At 67.7% G+C, this 17,346-nt stretch carries 11 protein-coding genes; 1 reads left to right on the top strand and 10 read right to left on the bottom strand.

Annotation, left to right across the window (positions count from 1 at the left end):
* Positions 1-29: 29 nt before the first annotated feature.
* Both tcuA and O4H32_RS07115 read right to left on the bottom strand, forming a co-directional pair.
* On the bottom strand, positions 30-1,478 hold the full coding sequence (tcuA, locus tag O4H32_RS07120) for an FAD-dependent tricarballylate dehydrogenase TcuA (RefSeq protein ID WP_269357881.1): 1,449 nt from the start codon (positions 1,476-1,478) through the stop codon (positions 30-32).
* A gap of 62 nt (positions 1,479-1,540) precedes the next feature.
* Positions 1,541-3,019 carry an aldehyde dehydrogenase gene (locus O4H32_RS07115; protein WP_269357926.1) on the bottom strand — a complete coding sequence of 493 codons (1,479 nt, stop codon included), beginning with the start codon at positions 3,017-3,019 and terminating at the stop codon, positions 1,541-1,543.
* Between the two features lie 131 nt (positions 3,020-3,150).
* Here O4H32_RS07115 and O4H32_RS07110 point away from each other — a divergent pair, with 131 nt between their 5' ends.
* The gene (locus tag O4H32_RS07110) at positions 3,151-4,095 is read left to right on the top strand and encodes a LysR family transcriptional regulator (RefSeq protein WP_269357880.1); all 945 of its coding nucleotides are present in this window, start codon (positions 3,151-3,153) and stop codon (positions 4,093-4,095) included.
* A gap of 34 nt (positions 4,096-4,129) precedes the next feature.
* Here O4H32_RS07110 and O4H32_RS07105 read toward each other — a convergent pair whose 3' ends face one another.
* The 8 genes from O4H32_RS07105 to apbC form a co-directional block, all read right to left on the bottom strand.
* Positions 4,130-5,143 carry a zinc-binding alcohol dehydrogenase family protein gene (locus O4H32_RS07105; RefSeq protein WP_269357879.1) on the bottom strand — a complete coding sequence of 338 codons (1,014 nt, stop codon included), beginning with the start codon at positions 5,141-5,143 and terminating at the stop codon, positions 4,130-4,132.
* A 74-nt stretch (positions 5,144-5,217) separates the two neighbouring features.
* Positions 5,218-6,402 (bottom strand): CaiB/BaiF CoA transferase family protein, encoded by a 1,185-nt coding sequence (locus O4H32_RS07100; RefSeq protein WP_269357878.1) that lies wholly within the window; start codon positions 6,400-6,402, stop codon positions 5,218-5,220.
* A 103-nt stretch (positions 6,403-6,505) separates the two neighbouring features.
* Positions 6,506-7,747 carry a BaiN/RdsA family NAD(P)/FAD-dependent oxidoreductase gene (locus O4H32_RS07095; RefSeq protein ID WP_407932629.1) on the bottom strand — a complete coding sequence of 414 codons (1,242 nt, stop codon included), beginning with the start codon at positions 7,745-7,747 and terminating at the stop codon, positions 6,506-6,508.
* Positions 7,748-7,800: 53 nt separating this feature from the next.
* A complete protein-coding gene (locus O4H32_RS07090; protein WP_269357876.1) occupies positions 7,801-10,065 on the bottom strand; it encodes an arginine/lysine/ornithine decarboxylase in 2,265 nt (754 codons plus the stop codon).
* Positions 10,066-10,156: 91 nt separating this feature from the next.
* Entirely contained in the window at positions 10,157-10,720 is a 564-nt protein-coding gene (dcd, locus tag O4H32_RS07085) for a dCTP deaminase (protein ID WP_269357875.1), read from the bottom strand.
* Positions 10,721-10,796: 76 nt separating this feature from the next.
* A complete protein-coding gene (locus O4H32_RS07080; RefSeq protein ID WP_269357874.1) occupies positions 10,797-14,321 on the bottom strand; it encodes a translocation/assembly module TamB domain-containing protein in 3,525 nt (1,174 codons plus the stop codon).
* Entirely contained in the window at positions 14,318-16,258 is a 1,941-nt protein-coding gene (locus O4H32_RS07075; protein ID WP_269357873.1) for an autotransporter assembly complex protein TamA, read from the bottom strand. Before O4H32_RS07075 ends, O4H32_RS07080 begins: the two co-directional genes overlap by 4 nt.
* Positions 16,258-17,343 carry an iron-sulfur cluster carrier protein ApbC gene (gene apbC / locus O4H32_RS07070; protein WP_269357872.1) on the bottom strand — a complete coding sequence of 362 codons (1,086 nt, stop codon included), beginning with the start codon at positions 17,341-17,343 and terminating at the stop codon, positions 16,258-16,260. Before apbC ends, O4H32_RS07075 begins: the two co-directional genes overlap by 1 nt.
* Positions 17,344-17,346: the final 3 nt, after the last annotated feature.

Here is a 17,346-nt window from a genome sequence, read left to right as displayed (position 1 = left end):
CCTGGGTATTGTTTTGACTGCTGGGTCGATCAGGCCAGGCGGCGGGCCGCCGCCTGGGCGCCTGCGATGCGCCCGAATACAACGCCGCGCAGGACGGATGTGGCACCGGTATAGGTGCCGTAGTACAGCCCGGTCATCTCTCCGGCCGCATACAGGCCATCGATCGGCTCGCCATCCGTATTCAGGACCTCGCTCCGGGGGCTGACCTTGATGCCGCCGAAGGTGAAGCAATTGCCGCAAATCACCGGATAGGCGAAAAACGGCCCCTGGTCGATGCGGCGCGACCAATGGGACTTGGGCGGTTGATAACCCGGCGCAGTCGCCAGATCATCTTTCCGCAGCGGATCGAAAGGACCGTCCGTGCAGGCCGCGTTGTACTGCCCGACCGTGGCCCGCAAGGCGGCGGGATCCAGGCCCAGCGCTTCGGCCAGGGCTTCCAGGCTGGGGGCGCTGACAGGCGGCTGGTCCGAACGCACGGAACGTTTCCAGTTGGGCACGTCGTCGATCTTCGAATCCAGAATCACCCAGGCAATGCCCTCGGGCTGTTTGAGAATCTGGCGCGTGATGTTTTCATAGGTGGCATCGACGGTGCTGGGCGCTTCGTTGATGAAACGCTCCGCACGCTTGTTGACGAGAATGCCGTAATTGAAGACCAGCACGATCGGTTCGGGCGCGCCCGAGCGCGGATCCAGCGGTTCGGCATGGATTTCGCTGAAATCGCCCGCAGGCGCGGCGCCGATGTCCAGCGCCATGCGAATGCCTTCACCCTTGTTGTAATAGCCGCCTCGGGCCACCGGGCGCAGATAGCGCGCGTTCGGTCCCAGATAGCGCACCAGCATCTCGGCATTGCCTTGGAAGCCGCCGCATGCCAGGATGACGGACCTGGCATGGAAGCGCAGGCGCTGGTTGCCCTTGCCGCTGGCCTCCAAACCGACGACGACGCCCGCTTCGTTCAACACCAGACGGCGCGCCGTCGTCTCGTAGAAAAACCGCGCGCCGGCCTTTTCGGCCGCGGGGGCCAGGGCTTCGACGATGGCCAGGCCACCGCCCACCGGTCCCAGGCGCGTGGTGCAGGTCGTGATGAAATAGCCCGGCTGGCTGTCGAAACGCACGCCATAACGTTTCAACCATTGCAAAGAGGGCCCCGCCCGATCGGCCAGGGTGCCGATCAGTTCCGGATCGGTGAAATTCAGCACCTTGACGATCGAGGACCAGTTCTCGAAATCCTGGGCTGTCTCGGCGACCAGTTCCGGGTCCAGATAATGACCCGCATTTTCGGCGAAATGGCTCTCCAGGTCATCGGCGACCTCCGTTTCGCTTTTCATGCGCATCAGCGCCTCGGTCCAGCGGGTCTGACCGCCACGGTTTTCAATATCCGAACGCTCAAGCAGTGCCACGCTGGCGCCCTGCTCCAGGGCTTCCATCGCGGCCGACAGACCAGCCGCGCCACAACCGACGATGACAACATCAAAATCCAAATTGTCCGCATGCGTGGACATGGCACTTCCTCCTTATGCGATGTTTTTCGGGGCGGGGTGCGTCAGTAACGACGCACGAACGGGTTGGGCATGTTCAGGTCCGTGGAAATCCAGACGCTCTTGGCTTCCATGTATTCCTTGACGGCCTCCACACCGCCTTCCCGGCCCAGCCCGCTGTCTTTGAAGCCGCCAAAAGGCGTCGTATAGCTGGTCGAACGGTAATTGTTGATCCACACCGTGCCGGCGCGCAGGCGTTCCGACAGCAACATGGCGCGGTGCAGGCTCTTGGTCCAGACGCCGGCCGCCAGGCCGAAGCGGATGTCATTGGCGATGCGGATCGCATCCTCTTCGTCCTTGAACCGCAGGATGGACAGCACGGGGCCAAAGACTTCTTCCTGGGCGATCCGCATGGAATTGTCCACGTCCACGAAGATGGTCGGCTCGACGAACTGGCCGGCGCCGTATTCCGGCCCCTCCAGGGAACGGCCGCCAGCGACGCAGCGCGCCCCTTCGCTCTTGGCGATATCGATGTAGCGCAGGACTTTTTCGAACTGCGGGCGGGTGGCGACGGGGCCGATTTGCGTATCGGGCTTGCTCGGATCGCCGATCTTGGCGGCACGGGTGATTTTCAGCAGACGTTCGACGAACTCATCGTGAATCGACTCCTGCACCAGCAGGCGGGAGCCCGCCATGCAGGTCTGGCCACCCGCCGAAAAGATGCCGGTGATCACGCCATTGGCGGCCTTTTCCTGGTCGGCGTCGTCGAAAATGATGTTGGGCGACTTGCCGCCCAGTTCGAGCGACACGCGTTTCAGGTGCGCGGCAGCGGTGGTGTAGACCCTGCGACCGGCTTCGTCGCCGCCGGTAAAGGCGATCCGGGCCACCTGGGGATGGCTGACGATGTGATCGCCGATGTCCTTGCCATAGCCGCTGATGACGTTGATGACCCCCGGCGGGAAACCGGCCTCTTCGACCAGTTTTGCCAGCTCGTACATCGACACCGAAGTGAATTCGGACGGTTTGCAAACAATGGTATTGCCCGCGCACAACGCGGTGCCGAGCTTCCAGGCGGTCAGCAGCAGCGACGAATTCCAGGGCGTGATGCTGGCGACGACGCCCATGGGTTCGTAGCGCACCATGTTGAACACGCCCGGCTTGTCAATGGGCACGACCGAACCCTGGATCTTGTCGGCCAGGCCACCGTAGTAATAGAAATACTTGGCCATGTATTTGACCTGGCCCAGTACTTCGCTCATCAGTTTGCCGTTGTCACGGCTTTCCGCGTAGGCCAGCCGCTCCGCATCGCGCTCGACCAGCGCGCCCAGCTTGTGGAGCAGCAAGCCGCGGTCCGACGCGGAGATGCGCGACCAGGGGCCCACGAAGGCATCGGCCGCCGCTTGGACGGCGCGATCAACGTCCACCGTGTCGGCTTGCGGCACTTCGGCCCAAGCCTCTCCGGAAAACGGATCCTGGCTTTCGAGCCAGCGGGACGAATGCGGATCGACCCACTCGTTGTTGATGAACAGTTGATAACGCGACATCATTGGGCTCCTGTACAAGACACTCGAATTTGAAAGGCTGGATCGAGTATGATGGCCCGAAGATGATGCGTAAATTGATTAATATTCAATAGTTGATGCGGTTTCATCAACTATCGATTCAGGAGCCGGGCATGCGGCGAAAGATCCCCAACACGACCGCTCTCGCCGTCTTCGAAGCCGCCGCCCGACATGGCAGCTTCGCCCGGGCAGCCAACGAACTCTGTCTGACGGAAAGCGCCATCAGCCGGCAGATCGCGGCCCTGGAGCACTATCTGGAGCTCAAGCTGTTCACGCGCGTCAAAAGACAGGTCATCCTGAATGACATGGGGCGCGCCTATCTGCAGAACATCAGCAAAAGCCTGGCCGATCTCGAAGCGCACACCCTGTCCCTGATGAACAACAAGGGCAATGACGGCGTCCTGGAACTGGCTGTGCTGCCCACATTCGCCAACCGCTGGCTCATGCCCCGGCTGCGCAGTTTTCAGAGCCGGCATCCAAACATCACGATCAACATGACGGAAAAGCCACTGCCTTTTCTGTTCCAGGACACGCAATTCGACGCGGCCCTGCATTTCGAGCATCCCAGCTGGACGGGCGTGGCCAAAGTGGACCTGTTCGAAGAACGCCTGGTTCCGGTCGTCAACCCCGCGTTCTTCGACGTGTCGCAGCTCACGGCCCCCGAAGACCTGCTGCGCATCCCCCTGTTGCACAAATCCACCCGCCCGGAGGCCTGGCGGCACTGGTTCGAACTGTCCGGACAGGACGCCCGGGGCACGTCCGCGCTGGGCATCCGGTTCGATATGTACGGCATGATCATCGAGGCGGCACGTTCCGGCCTGGGGGCGGGACTCGTCCCCCGTTTCTATGTGGAAAACGAGATCCACCGGCAGGACCTGATCATCCCGTTCGACATCGAACTGCGGCACGAAAAACGCTACTGCTTCGTCTACCCGGAACACAAAAAGGATTCGCGTCTGGTGCAGCTGTTTTGCGACTGGTTGCTGGAACGCAAGCAGGAATTCAATGCCGCACCCGCGGCCAGCCGCGAACGCAAAGGCAAGACCGCGCATCTCTAGATCCGGAGCCCGCCGGATATGACCGCCACGGCGGTCAGAACCCCGACAGGACGATCTTGCCGATGGTGTGGCCGCCTTCGATGAGCGCATGAGCGGCCCTCAGGTTGGCGGCGTGGATCGGCCCCAGATCCTGTGCCCGGGTGGCGCGGATTTCCCCGGCATCCGCGAGGCGGGCGATTTCATTCAGGATTTCATGCTGACGGATCATGTCGGGCGTGTCCTGCATCGGCCGCGTGAACATGGCTTCCCAGTGGAAGGACACGCACTTGGATTTGTAGAGCCGCAAATCCAGCGGATCGGGGTCGTCGATCAGGCCGAAGCGGCCCTGCGGCGTGATGAAGCGGGCGATCTCAGCCCAGGCCCGGGTGCCGGTGTAGGACGAAAAAACATAATCGACCGTCTTGAACCCCAGTTGCCGTATCTGCGCTTCCAGCGGCTGACTGTGATCGATCACATGATCCGCACCCAAATCACGGACCCACGCGGCGCTTTCGGGCCGGGAGGCGGTGGCCAGCACGGTCAGACCCGCTCTGCGGGCCAGCTGGATCGCCATCGACGGCACGCCACCCGCGCCGCCCAGAATCAGGATCGACCGCCCTGGCAAGGCCGGGCGCGGCACATCGACCTCGAGACGGTCGAACAGCATCTCATACGCGGTCAACGACGTCAGCGGCAAGGAGGCTGCCATCGCATGGCTGAGCGTGGCCGGCTTATGCCCCACGATCCGTTCATCGACCCGCTGGAACTGCGCATTGGAACCCGGCCGGTCGAGCACCCCGGCATAGAACACCGCGTCGCCGGGACGGAACAGCGTCACATCCTTGCCCACCCGTTCGACCACACCGGAGGCGTCATAACCGATGATCCGCGGCTGTTCCGGCGTGCCCCGCAAAGTGTTGCGGCTTTTGATGTCCCGTGGATTGACCGCCACGGCTTCCACCCTGACCAGCAGATCCCGGGGTCCGGGTTCCGGGATCGGGCATTCAAAATCAAACAGCGACCGCTCGTCTGCGATGGGCAGACTGTCCACATATCCAACCGCTCTCACGCCAATCTCCTTTTTCCTTGTGCTTCGCGCCTGATGGTCCGGGAGACGACATGCTACCCCATCGGCCCCGGGCTTCAGATATGGCCCTGCTCACGCCAGCGTGCGCGCGTGTCCGCATCGACGCCCAGCCGTTCCAGCACGGCATCGGTATCCTGGCCCAGCGTCGGCGCGGGACGGTCGATGCCGCCCGGGGTGGCCGACAATTTCGGCACGATCCCGGGCACCTGGCAGGGCGTGCCGTCGGGCAGCGGCTGGTCCAGGATCATGTCCCGGGCCCGGTAGTGCGGGTCGGCGGCGATGTCGGCAATGTCGTAGATGCGCCCCGCCGGAATGCGCGCCGCGTTCAGGACTTCCAGGACCTCGTCCTGGGTGCGCGTCGCGGCCCAGTCGCCGATGGCGCCGTCGATGTCCGCAACCCGGGCGACGCGCCCGGCGTTGTGCGCCAGGGCCGGGTCGTCGCCCAGGTCCGGCCGGCCGATGGCCTGCATCAGCCGCCGGAAAATGCTGTCGCCGTTGCCGGCGATCAGCACATAGCCGTCGCGGCAGGCATAGGCATTGCTGGGCGCGATGCCCGGCAGGCTGCTGCCGGCCGGCTGGCGGACCTCGCCGAACACGGCGTATTCGGGCAACAGGCTTTCCATCATGTTGAAGACCGACTCATACAACGCCACATCGATCATCTGGCCCGCGCCGTCGCGGTCGCGCGCGCGCAGCGCCAGCAGCACGCCAATGACGCCGTGCAGGGCCGACAGGGAATCGCCGATGGACACGCCCACGCGCACGGGGGCGCGCCCCGGTTCGCCGCTGAGATGCCGCAGGCCGCCCATGGCCTCGGCCACCACGCCGAAGCCGGGCCGGTCGCGATAGGGGCCGGTCTGGCCGTAGCCCGACACGCGCAGCATGACCAGGCGCGGGTTGACGGCGCGCAGATCGTCCCAGCCCAGGCCCCAGGATTCCAGGGTGCCCGGCTTGAAGTTTTCGACCACCACGTCGCATTCGGCGGCCAGGCGGCGCACGACAGCCTGGATTTCCGGCTGGCGCAGGTCCAGGGTCACGGATTGTTTGTTGCGCGACTGCACCTGCCACCAGACCGAGGTGCCCTCGTGCAGCAGACGCCAGTTGCGCAGGGGGTCGCCCTGGCCGGGAGGCTCGATCTTGATGACCTCGGCGCCGAATTCGCCCAGGATCTTGGCGGCGAACGGTCCGGCGATGAGCTGGCCCATTTCCAGCACCCGGATGCCGTCCAGGGGTTTGCGCATGTCCGTCCTCCGATGACAATGAATACCGGACGATTCTATCGCCCCCGGGCCGGCGCCGCGCTCGCGAGGCCGAACGCCCGACCGTCCACGGTGCGCCCCGCGATCAATCCGCCGTCAGCGCCCGACCGCAGGCCACGCCGGAAGACCAGGCCCACTGGAAGTTGTACCCCCCCAGCCAGCCGGTGACGTCCACGGCCTCGCCGATCACGTGCAGGCCCGGACAGCGGCGCGATTCCAGACTGCGCTGATCGAGTTCGTCGGTGTCCACGCCGCCGCTCATCACCTCGGCCTTCTTGTAGCCGGCCGTGCCCGTGGGCCACAGTGTCCAGCCATGGATGTGTCCGGCCAGGGCGCGCAGGCGGCGGTCGGGGGCGTCGGCCAGGCGCAGGCCGGCCAGCCCTTCGAGTTCCCGCCGGTCCCTGGCGTCTCCCGCCTCGGGGCCGGCTGCCTGGCCCGCGGCCCCCAGCCAGGCCTCGGCCAGCCGCCGGGGCCAGACCTGGGCCAGCGCGGCGGCCACGGTCTGGCGGCCGCCCGTCTTGGCGGCCACCAGGGCTTCGGCCATGTCGCGCCCGGGCGACAGGTCGATGCGGATCGGATCGCCCGGACGCCAGTGACTGGAAATTTGCAGAATGCCCGGCCCCGACAGGCCGCGATGGGTGAACAGCAGATCCTCCAGGAACTCGGCGCGCACCGGGCGGCGGGGCCGCTTTCCGCCGTCCTCGGGCGCGGCGGCCTCGTGCGACAGGCGCACTTCCAGGGACACGCCGGCCAGGGCCGCATAGGGCCGCCACTGGTCCGGGTCGAAGGTCAGCGGCACCAGGGCCGGACGCGGTTCGACGATGCGCAGCCCGAACTGGCGCGCGATCCGCAGGCTGAAGTCGGTGGCGCCCATCTGCGGGATCGCCATGCCGCCGGTCGCCAGCACCAGCCGGGCGGCCCGGATCGGACCCGTGACGGTATCCAGCCGGAAGCCGTCCGCCTCCCGGCCCACGGCCCGGACCGCGCACGGCATGCGCCAGCGCACCCCGCCCGCCTCGCACTCGCGGCGCAGGACCTGGATGATGGATTCGCTGGAATCGTCGCAGAACAACTGGCCCCGGTGCTTTTCGTGCCAGGACACGCGGTGCGCGCGCAGCAGGTCCAGGAAATCCCCCGGCCCGTAGGCCCGCAGGGCGGAACGGCAGAAATCGGGATTGCGCGACAGGAACTGCGCGGGACTCGCACCCAGGTTGGTGAAGTTGCAGCGCCCGCCCCCGGAGATGCGGATCTTTTCCGCCAGCCGTTCGGCGTGGTCGATCAGGACCACCCGCAGGCCCCGCCGGGCCGCCACGGCGGCGGCCATCATGCCGGCCGCGCCAGCGCCGACCACGGCCGCGTCGAAACGGTCCCCCACGGAAATCAGGCGCCTTCGCGGATGCAGTCCACGTAGTAGCGCCGCACCCCTTGCTCGTCGGTCTCGTAGGCCAGCCCGTGGACATCGGTCTCGAACCCCGGGAACTGCTGGTTGAATTCCTGGGTGAACTTCAGGTAATCGACGATGTCGCGGTTGAAGCGTTCGCCCGGGATCAGCAGCGGGATGCCCGGCGGATAAGGCGTCAGCAGCACCCCGGTGACGCGGCCCTCGAGCTGGTCGACCTGGACGCGTTCGACCTCGCGGTGGGCCATGCGCGCATAGGCGTCGGCCGGGCGCATGGCGGGCACCATGTCGCTGAGATACACCCGCGTGGTCAGGCGCGCGAAATCGTAATGGCGGTAGGCCTCGTGGATTTGCTGGCACAGGTCGCGCAGCCCCATGCGCTCGTAGCGCTTGTGCGAGCGGCTGAATTCCGGCAGCACCCGCCACAGCGGCTGGTTGCGGTCGTAGTCGTCCTTGAACTGCTGCAGGGCCGTCAGCAGGGTGTTCCAGCGGCCCTTGGTGATGCCGATGGTGAACAGGATGAAGAAGGAATACAGGCCGGTCTTTTCCACCACCACGCCATGTTCGACCAGGTAGCGCGAGACCAGCGCCGCCGGGATGCCGGAATCGGCGAACGTGCCCGAGATGTCCAGCCCCGGCGTCACCACCGTGGCCTTGATCGGGTCGAGCATGTTGAAGCCGTCGGCCAGGTCGCCGAAGCCGTGCCATTCGTCGCCCGAACCCAGGATCCAGTCCTCGCGGTTGCCGATGCCGTCGGACACCAGCCGGTTGGGGCCCCAGACCTTGAACCACCAGTCGTTCTTGCCGAACTCGGACTCGACCTTGCGCATGGCGCGGCGGAAATCCAGCGCCTCGCGGATGGATTCCTCGACCAGGGCCGTGCCGCCCGGAGGTTCCATCATGGCCGCCGCCACGTCGCAGGACGCGATGATGGCGTATTGCGGCGAGGTCGAGGTGTGCATCAGGAAGGCTTCGTTGAAGAGATTGCGGTCCAGCGCGCGGGTCTCGGAATCCTGCACCACGATCTGCGAGGCCTGCGACAGGCCCGCCAGCAGCTTGTGCGTGGAGTGCGTCGCATAAATCATCGTGTCCTTGCTGCGCGGCCGGTCCGGACCGATGGCGTGCATGTCCTGATAGAACTCGTGGAAGGCCGCGTGCGGCAGCCAGGCCTCGTCGAAGTGAAGGGTGTCGATTTCCGAACCGAGCTTTTCCTTGATCATCTCGACGTTGTAGATCACGCCGTCGTAGGTGCTCTGGGTCAGCGTCAGGATGCGCGGGCGCTTGTTGGCGGCCTCGCGCGCGAAGGGGTTGGCCTCGATTTTCTTGCGGATGTTCTCGGGATCGAATTCCTCGAGGGGAATCGGCCCGATGATGCCCAGGTGATTGCGCGTGGGCCGCAGGAACACCGGGATGGCGCCGGTCATGGTGATGGCGTGCAGGATCGACTTGTGGCAGTTGCGGTCCACCACCACCACGTCGCCCGCGGCCACGTTGGCGTGCCAGACGATCTTGTTGGACGTGGACGTGCCGTTGGTCACGAAGAAACAATGGTCGGCGTGGAAGATGCGCGCCGCATTGCGTTCCGATTCGGCCACCGGGCCGGTGTGGTCCAGCAACTGGCCCAGTTCGTCCACGGCGTTGCAGACGTCGGCGCGCAGCATGTTCTCGCCGAAGAACTGGTGGAACATCTGTCCCACGGGGCTCTTCAGGAAGGCCACCCCGCCCGAGTGCCCGGGGCAATGCCAGGAATAGGAGCCGTCGGAGGCGTATTCCAGCAGTTCGCGGAAGAAGGGCGGCGGCAGGCTGTCGAGGTAGGCGCGCGCCTCGCGGATGATGTGGCGCGCGACGAATTCCGGCGTGTCCTCGAACATGTGGATGAAGCCATGCAGTTCGCGCAGGATGTCGTTGGGAATGTGCTGCGAAGTGCGCGTCTCCCCGTACAGGTAGATGGGGATGTCCTCGTTGCGAAAGCGCAGCTCGCCGATGAAGGCGCGCAGGTTCTTGATCGCGTTGGCGACGTCTTGCGGGGAATCCTCGTCGAATTCCTCGTCGTCGATCGACAGGATGAATGCGCTGGCGCGGCTCTGCTGCTGGGCGAAGGAACTGAGGTCGCCGTAGCTGGTGACCCCGAGGACCTCGACGCCCTCGGCCTCGATGGCCGCCGCCAGGGCGCGGATGCCGAAACCCGAGGCGTTCTCGGAGCGATAGTCTTCGTCGATGATGACGATGGGAAAACGAAATTTCATGGCATTCACCGTGTCGGGGCCGGAACCCCGAAAGAACCCCGGCCCCGGGCGCCCGCCCGGGGCCGGATCCGCCCGAATGGACGGACGGACACTATGTGCGAGGCAGCGTGACCCCCTGCTGGCCCTGATATTTGCCGCCCCGGTCGGCGTAGGAGGTCTCGCAGACCTCGTCGCTTTCGAAGAACAGCATCTGGGCGCAACCCTCTCCCGCGTAGATCTTCGCCGGCAAGGGGGTGGTGTTGGAAAATTCCAGCGTCACGTGCCCTTCCCATTCGGGTTCCAGCGGCGTGACGTTGACGATGATGCCGCAACGGGCATAGGTGCTTTTCCCCAGACACACGGTCAGCACGGAACGCGGAATGCGGAAATATTCGACCGTGCGAGCCAGGGCGAAGGAATTGGGCGGGATGATGCAGACGTCGCCCTGGAAATCCACGAAGGATTTTTCATCGAAGGCCTTGGGGTCGACGATCGTGGAATTGATGTTCGTGAAGATCTTGAATTCGTTGGCGCAGCGCACGTCGTAGCCGTAGCTGCTGGTGCCGTAGCTGACGATCCGCTGGCCATCGACCGAGCGCACCTGGCCGGGCTCGAAGGGTTCGATCATGCCGGCCTGCGCGGCGCGCCGGATCCAGCGGTCGTTTTTGATGCTCATGGGCGCCCTCTGTTCAAAGTTGCGGTATTTTAAGGCACATCAGGACGCGCGGCGCGAGGGCCTGTCCAGAAACGCCCTATTCCATCGAGAACCATCGATAGACCAGCGCCAGGCCGCTGACGGTGCCCGTGGTCAGCTCGGCCCGCAGGCCGCGCATCAGGCGGTAGCTCAGCCGCGCCACGGTGCCGGTCTGCGCCAGGGCCTGTTCCAGGCTCAGCCGCAGGTCGTCGGTCAGACGCTTGCCGGCCAGGACGAAACGCTGTTCGATGGCGCTGGCGCCCGCGTCCAGGCCGCTGACCACGCTCTCGACCGGCAAGATGCTGCCCGTGCTGCCCAGTTCGCCCGAGCGCATGCTCAGTTCGTCCAGGCCGAAACGCTTGTAGAACGGCTCGCCGCCCGACAGGAAGGAACTGCCCACCGAGAACAGCAGCGACATGTCGCCGCCGCCCTGGTCCGGACCGTGGCCCAGCAGCAGCCAGGTCAGTTTTTCGGTTTCGCTGACTTCGGGGATCGACATCAGGTCGATGCGCGGACGCCGGGCGGTGCCGGCCACCCGGACCCCGGCCTGGACCGCCACGTCGGTGCGCAGGGCCTGGATGTCGAGCACGGGATTGGCCACATCGCCCTGGAAGGTGATGGTGCCGCGCCGCAGCTGCAGGTGCTGGCCATAGGCATTGATGGCGCCGCCCCGGGTGCGCAACTGGCCCAGCGCCGTGAGCATGCCGTCCGTCATGCGCAGATTCATGCCGCCGACCAGCCCCGAGTCCAGGCCGAAGCCGGTCAGATAGAAACGCGGCCCCAGGTCGATGGTCAGATCGGCGCGCAGGTCCAGCGGCGGCGAGGCCGATGGCGGCGCGTCCTTCGCCCCCGGTTGCAGGACCACCACGTCGCTGTCCAGGGACGGGATGGCGTTGAGCATGTCCAGGTCGAACCAGCCGGCGTCGGCCGTGATCTTGCCGCCGATGAGGATTTCCGGCAAGGTCGCCCGGACCTGGAGATCGCCGCTGATCATGGCGTAGCGGTCCGAGCGCTGCAGGATCGGATACCGCCGGAAAGCGATGTCCGCCTGGCCCTGGCTTTCGGTCAGATCCCAGGCGCCCGACAGGTCCAGGTATCCGTCCTGGGCATCCGGGTTTTCGGCGATCCAGGTGGCGGTGCGCCATTCCTTGGGCACGACCCGGCGCAGCGCCGGAAAGCGCAGATGATCCAGCAGCACCCGGGTGCCGTCGAAATGCGCCCGCAAGGTGCCGTCCAGCAGCCGCACGCCCTGGTCGGCGATCAGCAGGCGCAGGCCGTCGCCGCTCAGCGGCCCGGACAGCGTCCAGCGGCCATCGGGCCGGCTGCCGCCCTGGATGTCGGCCTGCAGGGTGCCGCCGATTTCCATCTCCCCGCCCAGCAGCAGGTTCGCCCAGGCCAGGTCCTCGGACCGGGCCTCGAAGCGCAGGTGCCGCGCATCCTGCGGCCGCAGGACGAGGCCGCCGCCCGGGGCCGCATGGATCGGCGTGTCGGCGCGCAAGCGCATGCTGCCCATTTCGCGCGTCCGGACCCGGAGGTCGGCATCGGCGCGGCTGAGGCCGGCACCGACGCGCCGGATGACGATATCCAGGCGGGCCTCCTCCAGACCAAGCTGGAGGGGCACGTCGCCGGGCACGGTCAGGTCGCCGTCCTGGCGGGCCAGATGGATGTCGCCGCTCAGGGCGTCGTCGAACTTCAAGTTCCATTCCAGGCGCGCGTCCAGACGGCTGCGCCGCGCCTGTTCGGACAGTTGGGTGCGTACCCCGCCTTCCCGCGCGGCGGCGCGGCCCAGCCAGGCCCGCAGCCGGTCGATGCGTGCCGGGGTGATGGTCAGCGGATCGATGCGGCCGCGCGTTTCCCAACGGCCCTGCCCGCCGGCCGAAACCTGGTGATTCACGCCGAGCAGGGGTTCGCCGTCCAGCGACAACCCGAGGACCGCCTGACCGACCCGCCAGCCGCCCGCGGCGTCGAGCGCCAGCGGCACCGCCGCCCGGCTGTCCAGGACCAGGCCGGCATGCCCGGCCCGCAGGGCGGTCAACTGTCCGCGCCAGCCCTGGGCCTGCGTCCAGCCGCCGCCGAAGGCCAGTTCCAGGCTCACCGGCGCCCGCCCGGGCACGTCATCCAGGGCATCCGGCGGCGTGTAACGGGCCTGCAGGCCGCCCCGGTGGTCGGCCAGGGGGCCGGACACATTGAAATCCAGGTCCGCCCCGCCCTCCAGGCCGGGCCACAACGCCGCCAGGGCCGGCAGCCGCGCCCGCAGCGACAGCCGGCTGGCGTCCGCCGACGCGTCGCCTCCGGCGCGGATCCGGTCCGGCCCCAGGGCCAGGTCCATGTCCAGGCCCTCGGCCCGCAGGCCCAGGAGATCCGCCGGCCCCGCCGCCCGCGCATCGAGCAGCGCGCCCCCCGTCCGCGACAGGCGCTCCAGCCGGACCTTGCCCGACAGGGGCTGACCGTTCCAGCGGTTGGGGCCATCGAACGCCAGGTCCAGGCCCAGGTCCCGCACACGCTGGCCGGCGTCCAGACGCGCGCGCAGCTCGCCCTTCAGGTTGAGCAGCGCCGGGCCCAGGTCCGCGGGCAGCCAGGGATCGGGCCGGAACTGCCGGACGGCCCACCGGGCGCGGACCGGGCGCAGGCCGTCTGCCCCCGGCACCCCGGGGGCGATGTCGAGCGTCACGCGGGCATCGCCCGGCAGACGCAGATCCGCCTGCGCCGCTTCCAGGGGAAAAGACTGGCCGGGGCGGATATCGGCCTCCGCCCGGAGTTCCAGGCCTTCGCCCCGCCCGCTGGCCTGCAGATGCAGGGACTGGAGCGTCCCCGCCAGACGCAGGTCCAGGTCGACGCGGCACGCATCCCCGGGCGGCTCGCCCCCGGCCGCGCCGCCTCCCGGCGCCATCGCCCGCCGCAGGCAGACCGGCGAGTGCGCGCTGCGATCCTGGGCGGATCCGTGCAGATTGAGTTCGAAGGGCCAGGGCGCCGCCAGACCGCGCAGGGCGAGATTGCCGTCGAGCTTGAGCAGCGTGTCCCGGTGGGCCGCCTGCAGGTGGTCCAGCGTCACGGTCGCCGTATGGGCGTCCAGGGTCAGGGCGGTCGAGACGGACAGCAGGTCGACGGGCAACGGCTCTCCGTCGATGCGCAGGCCCAGCCCCCCCAGCGCTAGCCGGTCGATCCGCAATCCGAGCGGCAGCGACGGCATCCGGAAGGGCTGGCCGTCGCCCGCGACGGGCGCGGCGGCCGGCGCGGTGCGCAACGCCACGTCCACGCGCACCGCCGACAGATCGTTGACGTGCAGGCGGCGGTCCAGCAATTCCGGCCAGAGCGCCTTGAGGTGCAGCCCGACCACGCGCACGTCGACGTCGGGCAGGACGATCGTCAGGCCCTCGACATACAGACCCCGGGCCAGCGTGCCGCGCACGCCATGGGCCTCGCCGCCCAGCTGGGCGGCCGCCGTGCGCAGCAGCCAGCGGGTACCGGTCGTGCTGGTGACGCACCAGACGGCGAAGCCGATGGCCAGCAACAGCGCCAGCACGAGCGGCGGCAGCCCCCAGAGACTGAAGGCCCGCAGGCCACGCCAGATGCGCGCCTTCAAAACGCGATCCCCAGGGAAAATTGCAGCCGCAGGCGCCGGTCTTTCTGCGCCCAGGCCAGGTCGACGAAGAACGGGCCGGCCGGCGTGCGCACCGCCAGGCCGGCCCCGTAGCCCAGGTGCCAGTCGAACTGGCCGAAGGACGCGGCCGCGTCCCCGGCGTCGACGAACAGATTGGCGCCCAGGGTATCGGTGAAATAGTGCGTGTATTCGATGCTGGCCACGCCCAGCGCGGGCGCGCCGATGACCGCGTCGCCGCGCCGCAGGCCGATGCTCTGGTAGCGATAGCCCCGGATGCTGCGCGATCCGCCGGTACGCCAGGAAAAATCCTGTGGCAGGCGGTCGGTCTGCGCCCAGACCTTGCCGATCTCGCCGCGCACGGTCAGCACGTCGCGCTCGCCGATCGGCCACCATTGCTGGGCGCGCAGGCTGCTGCGGTAGAAGGCCTTGCCGTCGTCCAGCGTCGTGCCCGCGCCCAGGCCGAATTCGACCAGGTTGCCCTCGCGCGGATCGTATTTCGAGTCCACATCGCGGCGCAGCCACTGCCAGGTGGCCGCCCAGCTCGGGACCTCGTAGCGCGAATCGCCGGAAATGCGGGTCTTGTCGTAGGCGACCAGCGCGCCCCAGCGGACTTCGTATTCGACGCGGCTGTCGCCCGCCGCCTTGCGCGTCTGGCTGCGCTTCCAGCCCAGGCCGGCGCGGCTGGTCTCCAGGCCCTCGATGTCCGAATGGTCGTACAGCAGACCGAAACTGTCCTTGCTGCCGTCCATGCCGGGCGGCAGGTGCACGTCGAAGAAAGCGCGCTGCCGCTTGTTGTCGACCCCGGCGCCGGTCTCGATCCAGACCGGCAAGCCATAAACCACGTTCTGACGGTACAGGCCCTCCACCCGCACGCCATAATCGCTGTCGGCACCCAATGAGCCGCTGGCATAGCGGGCCGGGCCTTCGGTCACCTGGACACGCACGGGCAGCGTGACGGGGTCGGTGCCCCGGGGCCGCGCGGCCGGCTGTGCGGCGGCGGCTTGCGGGGCCATGTCCCCGCCGGCGCCGGCGGGCGTCCCGGCCGACGCGGCGCCCGCCGGCGCCGGCGGCGCGCCGTCGGCCAGCGTGACGAAGGCGCCGCGAAAGAACGTGGTGGACTGCAGGGCCTGCTGCCAGTCCTCCAGGCGCGTCTGGTCGTAGGCGTCGCCCGGGTCGTAGCGCACATAGCGCCGGATCAGGGATTCAGGCACCCGCTTCAAGCCGATGATCTGGAGTTCGCCCAGCCGCACCGGCGGGCCACTGTCGAGCGCGACGTCCAGGTCGGCCTTGGCCGCCCCGGGGTCGACTAGCGCGCGGGTCTGCGCATAACGGGCGTAATAGAAATCCCGGCGCGAGGCGGCGTCCAGCAGTTCGGTCTTGGCCCGGTTCCAGTCGTCGTTGATGAAGGGCATGCCTTCCTTGAGCAGCCAGTCGCCGCGCAACGACTGGCGCCGGGCCGCGTAGGCGTCCCCGGCGAGCGCGCCCTCGAAGCGCAGCCCGAGCTGGCGCACCCGGGCCCGCTCGCCCGTGTCGATCGCGATGTCCCAGAATTCACCGCCGTTCGCCGCGCCCGGCGAGACGTCCAGCGTGACGGTCGCGCCGAAGTAGCCCTGGGTCCGCAGGGCGGCCTGGGCGGCCTCCCAGGCGCGCCGCCGCAGGCGCGAGACCTCGCGCACGTCCTGGTCTTCCGTCAGGCGCGTGATGGCGCCGACCGCATTGGTAATGGCCTGTAACACCTTGGGCGGAGCGCCGCCCGGGTCGATGATGACTTCCGGGGGCGCGGCCAGCGCGGGGGCGCAGGCGGCGACCCCCAGACCGAGCAGCGCCCGGCGCACCCCGTGGACTATCCGGCCAGGCCCGATGCGCGGACGGCCGGGATGCGACGGCCGGGCGGACAGGGTCAGACCATCCCCCGGCATCAGCTCGTGCGCGCCACGACCTTGGGCCGGGAACCGGAATCGTCCAGCGGCTGTCCGGCCACGTGGATGGCCAGCTGGCGGGCGATGTCCTGGTAACGGCGCGCGGCCTCGCCGTCGGGCGAGGCGACGACGCTGGGCCGGCCGGAGTCGGTTTCCTGGCGGATGTCGAGCTGCAACGGCAAATCCCCCAGCCAGGGCAGGTGATAGGTCGCCGCGAGCTGGCGGCCGCCGTCCTGGCCGAAGATCGGCTCCGCGTGCCCGCAGTTGGAGCACACGTGGACGGACATGTTTTCGACGATCCCCAGCACCGGGACATCCACCTTCTGGAACATGATCAGACCCTTGCGGGCATCGGCCAGGGCCAGGTCCTGGGGGGTGGTGACGATGATCGCCCCCGTCAGCGGGACCTTTTGCGCCATGGTGAGGGCAATATCGCCCGTTCCCGGAGGCATGTCCACGATCAGATAATCCAGATCGTTCCAATTGGTAAGCGACAGCAACTGCGTCAGGGCCTGCGTGACCATGGGGCCGCGCCAGATCGCCGGCCCGTCGTCGTCCATCAGGAAGCCGATGGAATTGGCCTGCAGGCCATGGCCGATCATGGGTTCCATGCTCTTGCCGTCGGCGCTTTTCGGCTTGCCCGACAGGCCCAGCATGATGGGCACGCTGGGGCCGTAGATGTCGGCGTCCAGCAGGCCGACGCGCGCGCCCTGGCTGTGCAGCGCCAGGGCCAGGTTGACGGCCGTGGTGCTTTTGCCGACCCCGCCCTTGCCGGAAGCCACCGCGATGACATTGCGCACGTTGCCCAGGGTGCGCAGCCCGCGCTGGACCGCATGGGCGACGATCCGCGACTGGAATTCCAGTTTCCCGAGGCGCGCGCCGGCCGCGTCCAGCGCGGTCCGGATGGCGGCACCCAGGGCCTGCTCGCCATTGAACAAGGGATAGCCCAGGGTTACAGTGATGTCGAAGGCGTCGCCCGAGGCGGCGATCCGCAATTCGGGTTCGGTCACCGCCAGCGTTTTCCGGGTGTCGGGGTTGATGACCCTGGACAGGATCGCGCGAATGTCCTGTATCGTGGTAGCCATGAT

The sequence above is a fragment of the Castellaniella denitrificans genome, from assembly GCF_027214045.1.
GTDB classification, from domain to species: domain Bacteria; phylum Pseudomonadota; class Gammaproteobacteria; order Burkholderiales; family Burkholderiaceae_B; genus Castellaniella; species Castellaniella denitrificans_A.
Note: the sequence above shows the minus strand (reverse complement) of the source record. Positions and strands in the feature narration are given on the sequence as shown.